A 14072-nucleotide genomic window follows, 5' to 3' on the forward strand; every position below is an offset into this window, starting at 1 on the left:
ACTGTTCTGAGGGAATTTATTGATCGGGGTGTAACATATGTTTGACAAACCTACACATCTCTGTTTTATCTGCGACGTAACAATGTCAAAGATGATCGTTCCATCGTTAAGAACTGTTTTGTCATAAGAAACCTCTTTTCCCTGGAATTTCTTTTTTATATATTCCTCAGGATCCTCAATTTCCACTTCTTCTACAAATACATCCCTCATCTGGTTTCTGGGACATTTGTTAAAAATCTCCCAAATTACTTCATACTCTTTCATACTCTCTCCAAACGCATCACGGTTATCCATTGTTGCTGATCTAAATATCCAGCAGCCATTTGCCTTCGATCTCATCTTCAAATTCAAGTTCAACCTGAGTCAGACATTTCTCCTGCTCTGCCTCTACCGCCCAGGATAAGCCACAGCTTGCAGAAATTTCTCTCGGCACAGGGATCAGTCTTCCCGGAATCTTATGTTTTTTGCAAAATCTCTCTACAGCTATTGCCCCGCTTGTGCTGTGAAATGTCAGCAAATACCTTGGTATCTTCTGAATCATGGTTTTATAACTTTGGAAGCTTTTGCCATTGTCTCTACAATATCATACATATTGGTAACTTCTCCCACGCAGAGTTTCTCTGTCAGGCCATAGTAATTAAGGCAGGTTCCACAGGTCTTGATCGTCACTCCCTGTGCTTCCAGACTCTTCAGATCCTCCAGTGAATCAGAACCTTCTGTCGTCAGTGTTGCGCCTCCATTATAAAAAAGCATGGTCTTTGGAAGTTCATCCAGCTGTGTCACTGCAAAAAGGAATCCTTTCATCAGAACTTTGCCCAGTTCATCATTTCCTCTTCCCATTGTCGCTGTATCCACTGCGACCACGAAATCTCCTTTCACATCCGGAATGCAGGATACTTCTTCGGCCTTTGTGTCTGTCACCGGCTGACGGTCCTTCACACGAATGAACACATGAAATTCTTTGTCACTTTTTTTCTCGGAGAACACTTCTGCACCTGTATTTTTACCCATTCTGGTGAGATTCTGTACCGCTGTTTCATTATCGACCAATACTTCGATCTCGGCATCTCCCTGAATGCTGTCCAAAACTTTTTTTGTCTTTACTACAGGAATCGGGCACTGCTCTCCCATAGCATTGACCGTATATCGCTGTCCGCTCATCTTACTTCCTCCTGTTTTATAATTTTCTGAAATTAATATCATTGTAGCAGACTCTTTTCTCTTTTGCAATGTCCGACCAAAATTGTCCAGTATAAAGGACATTTTCGCCTCCAATATTTTTGTAACTTTACATAAATTTTTGTCGAAAAGAATTGAACTTCTTCGAAGAATAGAGTATCATAGATATAATTTTAGAAAAAACGTTTACAGATCAAAGGAGAGAAATCATGCAGCTTTTAAAGGAGCGTATACTGAAAGATGGAATCGTAAAACCGGGTAATATTTTAAAGGTTGACAGTTTTTTAAATCATCAGATGGATATTACTCTCATCAATGAAATTGGCAAAGAATTTAAGAGACGTTTTGCCGATTGCCCGATTACAAAAATTCTCACAATTGAAGCTTCCGGCATTGGAATTGCCTGCATTGCCGCACAGTATTTTGATGTTCCTGTCGTTTTTGCAAAAAAAGCGCAGAGCCTGAACCTTGATGGAGAAATGTACTGTTCAAAGGTTGAATCCTTCACTCACAAAAAAGTCTATGATGTTATCTTATCCAAGAAATTCCTTGGACCGGAAGATCATGTACTTCTGATTGATGATTTCCTTGCAAACGGATGTGCACTGCTCGGTCTGATCGATATCGTCAAAAAATCCGGTGCAACCCTTGAAGGTGCCGGAATCGTTATCGAAAAAGGCTTTCAGAATGGTGGTCAGAAGATCCGTGATATGGGTGTAAGACTGGAATCTCTTGCAATTGTGGATTCCATGACTGATGATTCTTTGACTTTCCGTGAATAATCCCCAGACATAAAAAACTCCGAATTTTGCTTCGGAGTTTTTTTTATGTAATTTTACTGGTTATGATTTCAGTTTTTGCTTTTTTCAGATTTTTTTAATGTCACCTTTGGTTTCGGAGTTGGTGTTGCCTTTTTTTCATCTTTCTGCTCCGGGGTTGGTGTCACAGTCTCTGTTGATTCTGCAGTTTCTGTCGGAGACGGTGTTACTGTCTCTGTTGGTCCTGCTGCATCTGTGGGTGTCGGCGTTACCGGTTCTTCTGTCGGTGTCGGCGTTGCCAACGGTTTCACTTCATCTTCTGTATAGTATCCATTATCAATCAGGATTTCATAATTCTCACCATCGATCAGCTGTGGCTCACAAAGATAGCTGGCTATGATCTTAATTCCATTATCATACTGTTCATAATCATTGACTTCCGGATCATCTTCCCCATGCAGATAAATGTTTACCATCTCTTCACACTGATCGGCAAGCTCTCTTCGATCCATAAAAATGCTGAACGTCTGTTTTCCCTCTGCAATTCTGCGAACACCTTCCTCATTGCATCCGGCACCACTGATCAACGGCCAGTTTTCGGTTCCCGGAACAAATCCAGCTTCTTCCAGAGCTTCTTCCGTTCCCATCGCAGCATCATCAAATCCGGTGCAGATAATATCCGGAACTGCACCATCTGGATAATATTCTGTAAGAATATCTGTCATTCTCGTTTTGGCGATCTCAGAACTCCAACGAAGAATTCCTGTATCATCGAAAGAGGTTTTGCCGGATTTACATATCAGTGTTCCATCATCGATATACGGTTGCAATGTTTCCATTACTCCATTATAGAGGAACAATGCCTGTGTATCATCCAGAGATCCCATAAAGAATTCTATTGTTTTTGATTCTTTCGCCTCCTGTACTTTGTCAAGTTCCTCACTGTCTATAATCTGTTTTGCTATCATCTGGCCCACCTGACGACCGCCAAATGTAACATAATATTTTATTCCATCCGTATTCATGATCAGATCATCATAGGAAATCACCGGTATCTCTATCTCTGCATCCTTTACATCTGCAAGTACATCTGCCAGACCATAAGGATCTACCGGGGCGATCACCATGGCAGATACCTCTTCGGCTGCCATCTGCTGGATCTGAGACACCTGTTTGGAGCTGTCATTATCTGCATAAAGAAGAATCGGATCATATCCGTCTTCTTCAAACTGTACTTCCAGTTCTTTTGCATCTCTCGTCCAGTTCTGTTCATCTGGAAGAAGTACTGCAATCTTTTCTCTGTTTTCTTCTGTTTCAGAAGCATCCTCTCCTGTTTCCTCAGCGTCTGTACCCTTCTCTGCTTTTTTATCTGTTTTCGTATCCGCTGTTTCATCAGTCTTCTTCTGGTCATCCTCTGCAGAATCAGCTGTTCTCTCTCCGGTTCCTTCCTTTTCGGTCTGTGCGCTTTCGCTGGCAGCCTCTGTTGCCTTGTTTTTACCACATCCGGTAAGCAATGTTCCCGTCAGAAGCACTCCCAGTAACATACATACTGCTTTTTTTTTCATGCTGTTTTCCTTTCTATACACCCTTATACTCTTTTGCAAGAGTTTTCAGATAATCACGGTAAGATGCTGCCGTTTTCTTTGGTTTCAGAATATGAACATCTTTTCCCATCATTGCCAGCCATCCGTAAAATTTTGGTCCTGCAATATGCGGCACCGTTACATGTAAATAGCCGGATTCTTTTAATTTGTACTCTCCATAACTGCCAAAGTACTCCCGGATCTCTTTTTCTCTGGAAGCATCACACTGCAGTTTCATTGCCTTCTCTGTGTTCTGAATTTCTTCTTTATCAAGTGTATTCTCTTTGTAAATGATCACTGGTTCTGATTTTTTTTCTGTCTCTGCATTTTTTGAAATCCCTGCTTCCTCTTTTGTGTGAACTGACTCCGGTGCCGCAGCAATTTCCTGTCCCCCGGCCAGATAATATCCACCTGGTCTGCCTCTTTTGTACTGAACATCCAGTCCAAATTCTCGAAGAGCTTCTATATCATCATAGATACTCTTTCTCTCTGCAGTGATTCCATATTCCAGAAGTTTATCAAGGATTTCCTGCATCGTCACTATCCGGCTTTCTCCTGTTCCCTGGAGAAGATGTTCAATCACCAGGATCTTCCCTTTCTGATTACGTGATTTTGCCATATTCATTCCCTCATTCTCTGTTTCCTGATCAGTTATTTATGCTTTTGTTACTTCAGGTACCTGCTTTACTTTTATTTATTTTCGTGCACAAAGCGATGCACGATATAATCATTGGCTTCCTTTTCCTGACTGTCATCCAATGGTGTCAGCACGGTCTCTTCGCCATATTTTTTCTTAAGTGCATGCTCAATGAGCCAGTCGGCAAGCTGCGGGTTCTTCGGAAGGAGGGGACCATGAAGATAAGTTCCGATCACATTCTTGTAAACAACACCCTCATATCCGGATTTGCCATCATTTCCTGAACCATAAAGTACCTTACCCAATGGTTTGTTGTTATTGATACAGGTCCTGCCGCCATGATTCTCAAATCCTACGACCGGCATATCAAAAAGATCACTTTGCAGTACAATATTACTGATAAGACGTCCTTCTTCCTGTTCCGTATACATATCAACCAGGTCAAGTCCTGTGATCATTCCCTGCTCGGTCTTGTAATATTTTCCCAAAAGCTGGTATCCACCGCAGATTGCGATCACGACACCATTATCCTCAACATATGCCTTAAAGTCTTTCTGAATAGTCTTCAGTTTTTCACAGACCAACATTTGTTCCCGGTCAGATCCGCCTCCGAGAAGTACGATATCCAGCTTGGAAAAATCGATTGTATCATCGATTTCATAGGCAATAGTTTCCGCCTCAATACCACGCCATTGACAACGTTTCATTAAACATTGGATATTTCCTCTGTCGCCATACAGATTCAGAAGATCCGGATATAAATGACCTATTGTAAGTTTCATTTGTGTTCTCCCTCCAGTTTCTTCAGAATATTTCTGGTACTGAACAATGCGGTGTAGTTGACCAGTACATAAAGGTTTCCGGTTCCATCTTCTACACGGTCACGGATTGCCTTTTCTACATCAGCTTCCAGCACAGACGGGATATCCACATATTTCATTCGCAGACGCATATCCTGACAACGGATACCACTGACGGTAATAGAACGTACACTTTCATCGCTGAAACGGTCAAAATCGACATCCCAAAGCCAGGATATATCGATTCCATCCTGTGCATTATCATTGATCGCGATGATCACATCTTTTGGACTACGATCCTGCATGACTGCGGAAATATTCTGGTTAAATCCAGCCGGGTTCTTGGCAAGATTCAGGATCACACTGGTTCCTTTGATGCGGAACTGCTCCATTCTTCCATTCTCCGGATTAAATTTTTTCAGCATATCACTAAAATGTTCAGCCTTAAGTCCGGCTGTCCGGATTCCTGCATAAGCCGCCAGAATATTATATACATTATAAAATCCCTTATAATTCGCTACAATACGTCTGTTCTCAACAGAAAAAGAAAGCTGATCTCCTACTTTTACATCCTCTGCATCAAAGTCAGGTGTTGGACGCTTGAATCCGCATTTCGGACACCTGTAATCACCAAGCTGACTGTAATGATAAAAGCTGTACTGAAGTCTTTCCCCGCAGCATTTACAGAAACGTCCTTCCCGGATTTCGTTTGTTTCATTTTTCATGACCGGACGACTGATTCCGTAATAAATACATGCATTGCCACTGTCCTTGGCAAGATATGCCGACAGTGCATCATCACCATTTACGATCAGTTTCATGTCCGGAACTTTGCGGATCATTTCTTCAAGGATATTCATGGTAATATCAATCTCACCGTAACGGTCCAGCTGATCTCGAAAAAGATTCGTCATAACCATATAATTCGGTTTGATCTTTGTAAAAATATGTCTGGTAGATGCCTCATCTACTTCAATACAGGCATAATCCGCATCAATATGTCCATTCATTCCGGCACTAAGTGCAAACGCAGCCACAACACCGTTCAGCATATTGGATCCGGTGTGATTGCAGATAACTTTGTTCCCTTCTTCCTCCAGAGCTGCACAGAGCATATTATTGGTAGTTGTCTTACCATTGGTTCCACAGACTACAAAAATGTCTTTCCGTACTTCTGCAGCAAGCTCCTGCAAAATCGGTGGATATATTTTTAATGCAATCTTTCCTGCCCAGGTAACACCCTGACGTCCCAGTAGCTTACAGCCGGCACCGGCAGCTTTTGCTGCCCAGATTGCTGCTATTCTTCGTATGTTCATAGTTTGTATCCTTTTGTTGCTGTATCTTCCGCCACAGCAATTCCTTTTTCTATAAATAGTGTTTGTAAATGATTTTACGCTAAAATGCGAAATTTATCAACCTTATGGAATAAATTAACGGGAATAAAAAAAGAGATGCCTCCGAAGAGACATCCCTTGATCATCATAAAGATTATACTAACTCAATGAGTACTTCCATTGCAGCGTCACCTTTACGCGGTCCAATCTTAACGATTCTTGTGTAACCACCGTTACGTCCAGCGTATTTAGGTGCGATTTCCTCGAACATCTTCTTAGTCATATCGATGTCTTTGGTATTTTTCTTTCTGCCAGCACCTTTTGCAGGTACTTCTTTAACAGAATAGAAAACTTTTGCCATCTGACGACGAGCGTGCAGTCTGGACGGAGCATCTTTAGTGATTTCTTTCTGAACTTCATCGTATACAGTAACTTTCTTACCGTCTACAACTTCTTTTACTCTCTTACCATCAGCATCTTTACGTGCAACTTTTGCAGTTACTGTAACTGTCTCAAAATTGTCTTTTTCACGTACTGCCATAGCGATAAGGCTTTCGGCGATCTTGCGAATTTCTTTTGCTTTTGCTTCAGTGGTAACGATTTTTCCGTGGTACAGAAGATTTGTCACCTGGTTTCTTAACAGAGCTTTTCTCTGATCAGAAGTTCTGCTTAATTTTCTATATTTTGCCATTTTATTTTCCTCCATCTGCGGGACATCCATACATGCTTGTTCGGTCTTACTGTATAAATGCTTAGGCATCCCCGCTCATATTTGCTGAATGAAATTACTCTTCAGTCGGCTGAAGCTGTAATCCCAGTTCTTTCAGTTTAGCAAGTACTTCTTCTAAGGACTTACGACCAAGGTTACGAACCTTCATCATGTCATCAGAAGTTTTGTTGCAAAGTTCTTCTACTGTATTGATACCGGCTCTCTTCAGGCAGTTGTAAGAACGAACAGAAAGTTCAAGCTCATCAATGCTCATTTCAAGAACTTTTTCTTTTTCATTGTCTTCTTTCTCGATCATGACTTCTGCAGTCTTAGCATTCTCAGAAAGATCAATGAAAAGGCTGAGATGTTCGCTCAGTACCTTAGCAGCAAGGCTGACAGCCTCATCCGGATCCAGTGTACCATTGGTATATACATCCAATGTAAGTTTATCGTAATCAGTGATCTGTCCAACACGGGTGTTCTGAACAATCATGTTTACTCGGTCAACCGGAGTATAGATTGCATCTACAGCGAGTACACCGATCGGCATATCGTCTGTTTTTCCCTTGTCAGCACTTACATATCCACGTCCACGTGTGATTGTAAGCTCCATAGCCAGTCTGCAGTCTTTGCCACCGTTCAGAGTAGCAATGACCTGATCTGGATTCATGATTTCGATATCCTGATCTGCCTGAATATCAGCAGCAGTTACGACACCTTTGCCCTCACACTCAATGTATGCGGTCTTTGGTTCATTGTCGGCACTGTTATTCTTGATAGCAAGGCTTTTCAGATTCATGATGATTTCTGAAACGTCCTCTTTCACGCCCGGAATAGAGCTGAATTCATGAAGGACTCCATCAATCTTAACCTGGCTGACTGCTGCTCCCGGGAGGGATGACAGCATAATTCTTCTGAGAGAATTACCAAGTGTAGTTCCATATCCTCTTTCCAGAGGTTCTACTACAAATCTGCCAAATTTTTTATCTTCGGAAATTTCCGTAATTTCGATTTTTGGTTTATTAAAATCAAACACTATAAGTCCCTCCTTCTGGGTTTGTCAACATTTGAGGGTATTTAATTTAAAATGCATTATTTAGAGTACAACTCGACGATAAGCATTTCGTTAACCGGAACATCAATAGCTTCTCTTCTTGGAAGTTCTTTTACAGTTCCGCTTAAAGCTTCCTGATTTACATCAAGCCATTCCGGAACAAGTCTTCCACCTGTTACTTCCAGAATTCCTTTGTATCTTTCAGAACCTTTGCATTTTTCTTTGATTTCGATTGTGTCACCAGCTTTTACAAGGTAAGACGGAATGTTTACACATTTTCCGTTTACAAGTACATGCTTGTGGTCAACGATCTGACGAGCTTCACGTCTGGTTCTAGCAAGTCCCATACGGAATACTACGTTGTCAAGTCTGCTTTCCAGAAGAACCATAAGGTTTTCACCAGTCTGTCCTGGCATTCTGTCAGCTTTGTTGTAGTAGTTGTGGAAAGGTTTTTCCAGAACTCCGTAGATGAATTTTGCTTTCTGTTTTTCTCTTAACTGTAAACCGTACTCAGACACTTTTCTGTTTGCACGTTTTAACTGTCTTGTAGATTTTTTATCAATTCCTAAATAAATCGGATCCAGGCCGAGGGATCTGCATCTTTTCAGAACAGGAACTCTATTTACTGCCATTTCAAGCTACCTCCTAAAATTAGACTCTTCTGCGTTTTGGTGGACGGCATCCGTTGTGCGGAACCGGTGTTACGTCACGGATACTTGTTACTTCAAGACCACATGCCTGAAGTGCACGGATTGCAGCTTCACGTCCTGATCCTGGTCCTTTAACCATAACATCAACAGTTTTTAAACCATGAATTAAAGCAGCTTTTGTTGCAGTCTCAGCTGCCATCTGTGCTGCATAAGGGGTAGATTTTCTTGAACCTCTAAATCCCAGACCACCAGCACTTGCCCATGAAAGAGCGTTTCCTTCGCTGTCTGTCAGAGTAACAATTGTGTTGTTAAAAGAAGACTGGATATGTGCCTGTCCGTGTTCAACGTTTTTCTTAACACGACGTTTTGTTGTCGCTTTTCTGGTTGTCTTTGCCATTTTAAAACTAACCTACACTTTCCTTTTTATAATCAATTATCTGTTACTTATTATTTTTTCTTATTTGCAACGGTTCTCTTAGGACCTTTGCGTGTTCTAGCGTTTGTTTTGGTCTTCTGGCCACGAACCGGAAGTCCTTTACGATGACGGATACCTCTGTAGCATCCGATTTCCTGCAGTCTCTTGATATTCAGAGCGATTTCACGACGAAGATCACCTTCAACTGTCATTGTTTCATCAATTACAGCACTGATTTTCTTAACATCATCATCTGTCAGGTCTCTGACACGAATGTCAGGATTTACACCTGCCTGAGCAAGAATTTTGTCAGCGCTTGTTCTGCCGATACCATAGATATAGGTAAGGCCGATTTCGATACGTTTGTCTCTTGGTAAGTCTACACCAGCTATACGAGCCATGTACTGTTTCCTCCATTTTCTTTTTGGATAGTCTTCTGAATTATACCACTTGCTGTCTTGCAAGGTGAAATGGGGTATATCTTCACAAGCTTCCTGATTTTCTAGTTTCCTAATTGGGGTGCCTCGGTAAAACACCCAGCCGCTTTTGGCGTAAAGCGACCTTTCCGAAATTGTGTCCTCACGGACGCTGTTGCCTCTCGGTATTAGGCAATACATGCTTCTTTAATAAGATATTAAAACAGTTCGAACAACCCTTCCGGGTGTATCAAACTGCAGCCGCACGTTTCACAAACTTGTCAATTAACCCTGACGCTGTTTGTGTTTTGGATTTTCACAGATTACTCTGATAGATCCTTTTCTTTTGATGATCTTGCATTTTTCGCAGATCGGCTTTACAGATGATCTTACTTTCACTGGAAATCCTCCTTTTCCGTAATATAGGCTTGAATCTGCAGTTCATACACACAGTCTTTGCGCGTACATATGATATATTAACACTATCGATTGGATTATGCAAGCCCTAATTTTAAATTTTTGTTAATTTTTTTGTTGGAGTAGAATGTAGAAATGGTACGTTACGGAGATGAGAAGGATGGTACTTCCTGACACACTTCGATTTCTATATGATTCGTGCGCTTGTTTGATGCCATTCACGCAAACTCGGCTTCGCCTCAAACAGTGCGTTCGGTGGCATCAGCTAGCACAAATCATATGACGAAATCTACGTTTACCGTCTGGAAGTACCATCCTTCTATCTCCTGACTGTAGCATTTGAATACATAGCAACGGGTGGGTGGTCGCTGACAGTAGTTGGTCGCAGACCGCCTTCGGCTACACCCGTATATAAGAAATATAAATTAATCGGCTTAGCCTGCCTACTTTGGTAACGTAGAATACAGGATTTAGTCGATAGCTTTTATATTTCTGCAAGCTGGAGTTTTGTAATCTTCATAAATGAAAAACTCCCCCTGTAAGCCGGCGTGGCCAAGAGGGGGAGTTTGAGGGGGACATGCGGCCTTCGCAACTGTGAGCCTGTCCCCCTCAAGGTTTTATTTATCTCTCCAGATAATACGTCCCTTAGAAAGATCATATGGAGAAAGTTCTATTGTTACCTTATCTCCAGGAAGAATACGGATAAAGTTCATACGCAGCTTTCCGCTGATATGTGCCAGCACTACATGCTTGTTTTCCAGTTCTACTTTGAACATCGCATTAGGCAGCTTCTCTAATACAGTACCTTCCACTTCGATTACATCTGCTTTAGACATTATAAACCTCCTGTGTCATCTGTCATTTTGTAAGAGTCAGAATTTCCGGTTCTCCATCCGTGATCAGAATGGTGTTTTCATAATGTGCAGAAAGTGAACCGTCCATCGTTACAACCGTCCACTCATCATCTTCCCACGCTACATCTGCGCGTCCAAGATTGATCATCGGTTCGATTGCAAGTGTCATACCCGGCATCAGCTTGATGCCTCTACGTTTCTGTGGGAAATTCGGGATCTGCGGATCTTCATGAAGATGAGTTCCGATTCCGTGTCCTACCAGGTCACGTACGATTCCGTAGTTGAATTTTGCAGCATATGCACCAATTGCCTTGGAAACATCGTTCAGATGATTTCCGGCTTTTGCAAATTTGATTCCTTCAAAAAAGCTCTGCTTTGTAACTTCCATCAGCTGTTTTGCTTCCGGAGATACCTCACCGACTGCATAAGTACGCGCTGCATCTGAATGATATCCTTTATAGATCAGTCCGGCGTCAATCTTTACAAGATCGCCTTCCTGGATGATCTTCTGTCTGGACGGGATTCCATGTACGACTTCATCATTCAGACTGATGCAAAATGATGCTGGAAAGCCCTGATAATTTTTAAAGTTCGGAATGCAGCCCATAGAGCGGATCATATCCTCACCAATTCGATCCAGTTCTTTTGTGCTGATTCCCGGCTTAATGTGAGAAGCCAATTCATCATGAACCTGTTCCAGTAAATGACCGGCATGTCTCATAAGCTCAATTTCATGTTCTGACTTAATAGAAACTGACATCTTTATTCTCCCAAGATTTCGACGATTGCCTGGAAAACTTTATCCAGTGCAGCTGTTCCGTCTACCGTCTTCAAAACACCCTGTTTTGTGTAATAGTCAATCAGCGGCTGTGTCTGTTCATGATAAACCTTCAGACGTTTGGAAACGGTTTCTGGTTTATCGTCATCACGGAGTACAAGATTTTCGCCACAGGTATCGCAAACATCTTCTACCTTCGGTGCAGCATATACAATATGATAAGTTGCTCCACATTTCAGGCATGCTCTTCTTCCTGACATGCGGTTCACAATATTGTCATCCGGTACATCTACATCAATTGCGTAGTCAATTTTGCTTCCCAGTTTTTCAAGAGCGGCTGTCAGGCATTCTGCCTGAGGAATCGTTCTCGGGAAACCATCCAGTACGTATCCGTTCTTTGCATCATCCTGCTGAATTCTGTCTACTACAAGATCACAGGTTAATTCATCTGGTACTAAAAGTCCCTGATCCATATATGTCTTTGCTTTTTTCCCCAATTCAGTACCATTTTTAATGTTTGCACGGAAAATATCCCCAGTGGAAATGTGCGGAATTCCATATTTTTCAGCAATTTTCTTTGCCTGTGTTCCCTTTCCAGCTCCCGGTGCACCTAACATAATAATACGCATAATAAATACCCTCCTTTTTCTTTATGAAGCATAAGCTTTATAGAAATTTCCATAAAGCAAAAAAGACTGTGATGCTTTCACACCACAGCCTTCGTTTTAGCTGTTCAGAAAGCCTTTGTAATTGCGGACAAGCAACTGAGACTCGATCTGCTTCAATGTTTCAAGAACAACACCAACGACGATGATGATAGATGTTCCACCAAATGAAACATGTGCTCCAAATACACCATTGAAGAAGAACGGAATTACTGCCACAATAATCAGGCCTACCGCACCTATAAATATAATATAATTAAGCATTTTAGTCAAATAGTCTGATGTTGGTTTTCCAGGACGAATACCTGGGATAAAACCACCCTGCTTTTTGATATTATCTGCGACTTCCAACGGATTAAATGTGATAGAAGTGTAGAAATATGCAAAGAATACACAAAGTACAATGTATACAAGCAGTCCCCAGCTATACTGTAGCTGGGATGGATTACACCAGTTACTTGAAGAAAGACCTCTCAGAATCTCGCTTCCGATGCCTGTTCCGTTTGTCTTACCGGCAAACTGCGCGATAACACCCGGGAATGACATGATTGAGGAAGCAAAGATGATCGGGATAACACCTGCGGTGTTAACTTTCAATGGGATGTTGGTGGCCTGGCCGCCCATCATCTTTCTGCCAACCATCTTTTTGGAGTACTGAACAGGAATCCTTCTCTCTGCTCCATTAAGAATAAGGACAAATACAACTACAACCATAATAATTGCAAAAATAATCACTCCTGCAAGCATTCCTTTTGCAATTGTTTTTCCCTTAATAAAGTTCTCATAAAGAGTTGTCATATCACTTGGAATTCTGGATACGATATTAACCGCAAGAACGATAGAAATACCATTTCCAACACCCTTTTCTGTGATACGTTCACCGATCCACATCAGCATAGCAGAACCGGCTGTAAGGCTAGCGATTACTACAACTGCCTTTAAGAAATTCATATCTTTTACGATATTTCCACGGCTGAATCCGATTGTCATGGCAATAGACTCAAAAAGAGCCAGACCAACTGTGACATAACGGGTAATCGCAGTCATTTTCTTTCTTCCCTCTTCACCATCTCTGTGCATTTCCTCCAGAGCAGGAATTGCAATTGTCAAAAGTTGGATAATAATGGAAGATGTAATGTATGGTGTGATGTTCAACGCAAAAACAGACATGCTTTCAAAGGAACCACCGGTGAATGCATCAAAGAAATTGAATGCATCACCGGTATTGCTCTTGAACCACTGTTTGAATACGCTGCCATCCACACCCGGGATGGGAAGCTGCGAACCTATACGGATGACAAAGATCATCGCTAACAGGTAGAGAAGCTTACGTCTCATCTCTTTCACTCTAAAAGCACTTTTAAGAGTCTCAAACATTAGATCACCTCTACTGTACCACCTGCAGCTTCGATTTTTGCTTTTGCGGTTTCGCTGACAGCATTTACTTTTACATTAAGTTTTTTGGTCAGCTCACCGTTTCCAAGAATTTTAACACCGTCTCCGGCTTTGGAAATTGCGCGGCTCTCCAGTAAAGTTTCAACGGTAACATCTGTACCATCTTCGAAACGATTAAGAACGTCTACATTGATTGCGATGATTTCTTTAGAATTTCTATTCTTGAAACCTCTCTTCGGAAGACGTCTGTATAAAGGCATCTGTCCACCTTCAAATCCCGGTTTCTTATGTCCGGAACGAGCTAACTGTCCTTTGTGTCCTTTTCCGGCTGTTTTACCGTTTCCGGATCCATGTCCACGGCCTCTTCTGAAGTTATCACTATGTTTAGAACCTTCTGCTGGTCTTAAGTTTGATAATTCCATCTTTGG

General features: G+C 41.7%; 19 protein-coding genes. 1 reads left to right on the forward strand and 18 read right to left on the reverse strand.

Annotated elements, in window-relative coordinates; genetic code table 11:
- From LI112_RS12360 to yedF, 3 genes are all read right to left on the reverse strand, one after another.
- On the reverse strand, nucleotides 1-264 hold a 264-nt coding region (locus tag LI112_RS12360; protein ID WP_227190830.1), incomplete at its 3' end, for a hypothetical protein.
- Between the two features lie 40 nt (nucleotides 265-304).
- Nucleotides 305-517, reverse strand: coding sequence for a DUF3343 domain-containing protein (locus LI112_RS12365; RefSeq protein WP_237976551.1), 213 nt, complete (start codon nucleotides 515-517; stop codon nucleotides 305-307).
- 20 nt (nucleotides 518-537) lie between these two features.
- Nucleotides 538-1161 (reverse strand): sulfurtransferase-like selenium metabolism protein YedF, encoded by a 624-nt coding sequence (gene yedF / locus LI112_RS12370; RefSeq protein WP_117593069.1) that lies wholly within the window; start codon nucleotides 1159-1161, stop codon nucleotides 538-540.
- 227 nt (nucleotides 1162-1388) lie between these two features.
- Between yedF and LI112_RS12375 the strand changes: the two genes are divergently transcribed.
- Nucleotides 1389-1961, forward strand: a complete 573-nt coding sequence (locus LI112_RS12375; RefSeq protein WP_005428586.1) for a xanthine phosphoribosyltransferase — start codon at nucleotides 1389-1391, stop codon at nucleotides 1959-1961.
- A gap of 68 nt (nucleotides 1962-2029) precedes the next feature.
- Here the strand turns inward: LI112_RS12375 and LI112_RS12380 are convergent, their stop codons facing one another.
- The 15 genes from LI112_RS12380 to rplO all read right to left on the reverse strand — a co-directional run bounded on the left by LI112_RS12380 (nucleotide 2030) and on the right by rplO (nucleotide 14066).
- A complete protein-coding gene (locus LI112_RS12380) occupies nucleotides 2030-3502 on the reverse strand; it encodes a sugar-binding protein (protein ID WP_005428585.1) in 1473 nt (490 codons plus the stop codon).
- 13 nt (nucleotides 3503-3515) lie between these two features.
- Entirely contained in the window at nucleotides 3516-4139 is a 624-nt protein-coding gene (locus tag LI112_RS12385) for a hypothetical protein (protein ID WP_117627863.1), read from the reverse strand.
- A gap of 71 nt (nucleotides 4140-4210) precedes the next feature.
- Nucleotides 4211-4939, reverse strand: coding sequence for a type 1 glutamine amidotransferase (locus LI112_RS12390; RefSeq protein ID WP_005428574.1), 729 nt, complete (start codon nucleotides 4937-4939; stop codon nucleotides 4211-4213).
- The gene (locus tag LI112_RS12395) at nucleotides 4936-6273 is read right to left on the reverse strand and encodes a MurT ligase domain-containing protein (protein WP_022388238.1); all 1338 of its coding nucleotides are present in this window, start codon (nucleotides 6271-6273) and stop codon (nucleotides 4936-4938) included. The genes LI112_RS12390 and LI112_RS12395 overlap by 4 nt, the downstream gene beginning before the upstream one ends.
- Nucleotides 6274-6445: 172 nt before the next feature.
- On the reverse strand, nucleotides 6446-6982 hold the full coding sequence (locus LI112_RS12400) for a bL17 family ribosomal protein (RefSeq protein ID WP_044926372.1): 537 nt from the start codon (nucleotides 6980-6982) through the stop codon (nucleotides 6446-6448).
- 94 nt (nucleotides 6983-7076) lie between these two features.
- On the reverse strand, nucleotides 7077-8036 hold the full coding sequence (locus tag LI112_RS12405; protein WP_044926370.1) for a DNA-directed RNA polymerase subunit alpha: 960 nt from the start codon (nucleotides 8034-8036) through the stop codon (nucleotides 7077-7079).
- Between the two features lie 56 nt (nucleotides 8037-8092).
- The gene (gene rpsD / locus LI112_RS12410) at nucleotides 8093-8686 is read right to left on the reverse strand and encodes a 30S ribosomal protein S4 (RefSeq protein WP_005428567.1); all 594 of its coding nucleotides are present in this window, start codon (nucleotides 8684-8686) and stop codon (nucleotides 8093-8095) included.
- Nucleotides 8687-8705: 19 nt separating this feature from the next.
- Nucleotides 8706-9101, reverse strand: coding sequence for a 30S ribosomal protein S11 (gene rpsK, locus LI112_RS12415; protein WP_005428565.1), 396 nt, complete (start codon nucleotides 9099-9101; stop codon nucleotides 8706-8708).
- A 50-nt stretch (nucleotides 9102-9151) separates the two neighbouring features.
- A complete protein-coding gene (gene rpsM, locus LI112_RS12420) occupies nucleotides 9152-9520 on the reverse strand; it encodes a 30S ribosomal protein S13 (RefSeq protein ID WP_022387993.1) in 369 nt (122 codons plus the stop codon).
- Nucleotides 9521-9820: 300 nt separating this feature from the next.
- On the reverse strand, nucleotides 9821-9934 hold the full coding sequence (gene rpmJ, locus LI112_RS12425; RefSeq protein WP_003497809.1) for a 50S ribosomal protein L36: 114 nt from the start codon (nucleotides 9932-9934) through the stop codon (nucleotides 9821-9823).
- 635 nt (nucleotides 9935-10569) lie between these two features.
- Nucleotides 10570-10788 carry a translation initiation factor IF-1 gene (infA, locus tag LI112_RS12430; RefSeq protein ID WP_005428560.1) on the reverse strand — a complete coding sequence of 73 codons (219 nt, stop codon included), beginning with the start codon at nucleotides 10786-10788 and terminating at the stop codon, nucleotides 10570-10572.
- Between the two features lie 22 nt (nucleotides 10789-10810).
- Complete coding sequence (gene map / locus LI112_RS12435) at nucleotides 10811-11566, reverse strand: type I methionyl aminopeptidase (RefSeq protein ID WP_005428549.1); 756 nt, start codon at nucleotides 11564-11566, stop codon at nucleotides 10811-10813.
- A 2-nt stretch (nucleotides 11567-11568) separates the two neighbouring features.
- On the reverse strand, nucleotides 11569-12213 hold the full coding sequence (locus tag LI112_RS12440) for an adenylate kinase (protein ID WP_022387994.1): 645 nt from the start codon (nucleotides 12211-12213) through the stop codon (nucleotides 11569-11571).
- Nucleotides 12214-12309: 96 nt separating this feature from the next.
- Entirely contained in the window at nucleotides 12310-13626 is a 1317-nt protein-coding gene (gene secY, locus LI112_RS12445; protein ID WP_117627862.1) for a preprotein translocase subunit SecY, read from the reverse strand.
- The gene (gene rplO, locus LI112_RS12450) at nucleotides 13626-14066 is read right to left on the reverse strand and encodes a 50S ribosomal protein L15 (protein ID WP_005424999.1); all 441 of its coding nucleotides are present in this window, start codon (nucleotides 14064-14066) and stop codon (nucleotides 13626-13628) included. The genes secY and rplO overlap by 1 nt, the downstream gene beginning before the upstream one ends.
- Between the last annotated feature and the right edge of the window lie 6 nt (nucleotides 14067-14072).

The sequence above is a fragment of the Blautia sp. 210820-DFI.6.14 genome, assembly GCF_020558815.1.
Lineage (GTDB): Bacteria > Bacillota > Clostridia > Lachnospirales > Lachnospiraceae > Blautia_A > Blautia_A obeum.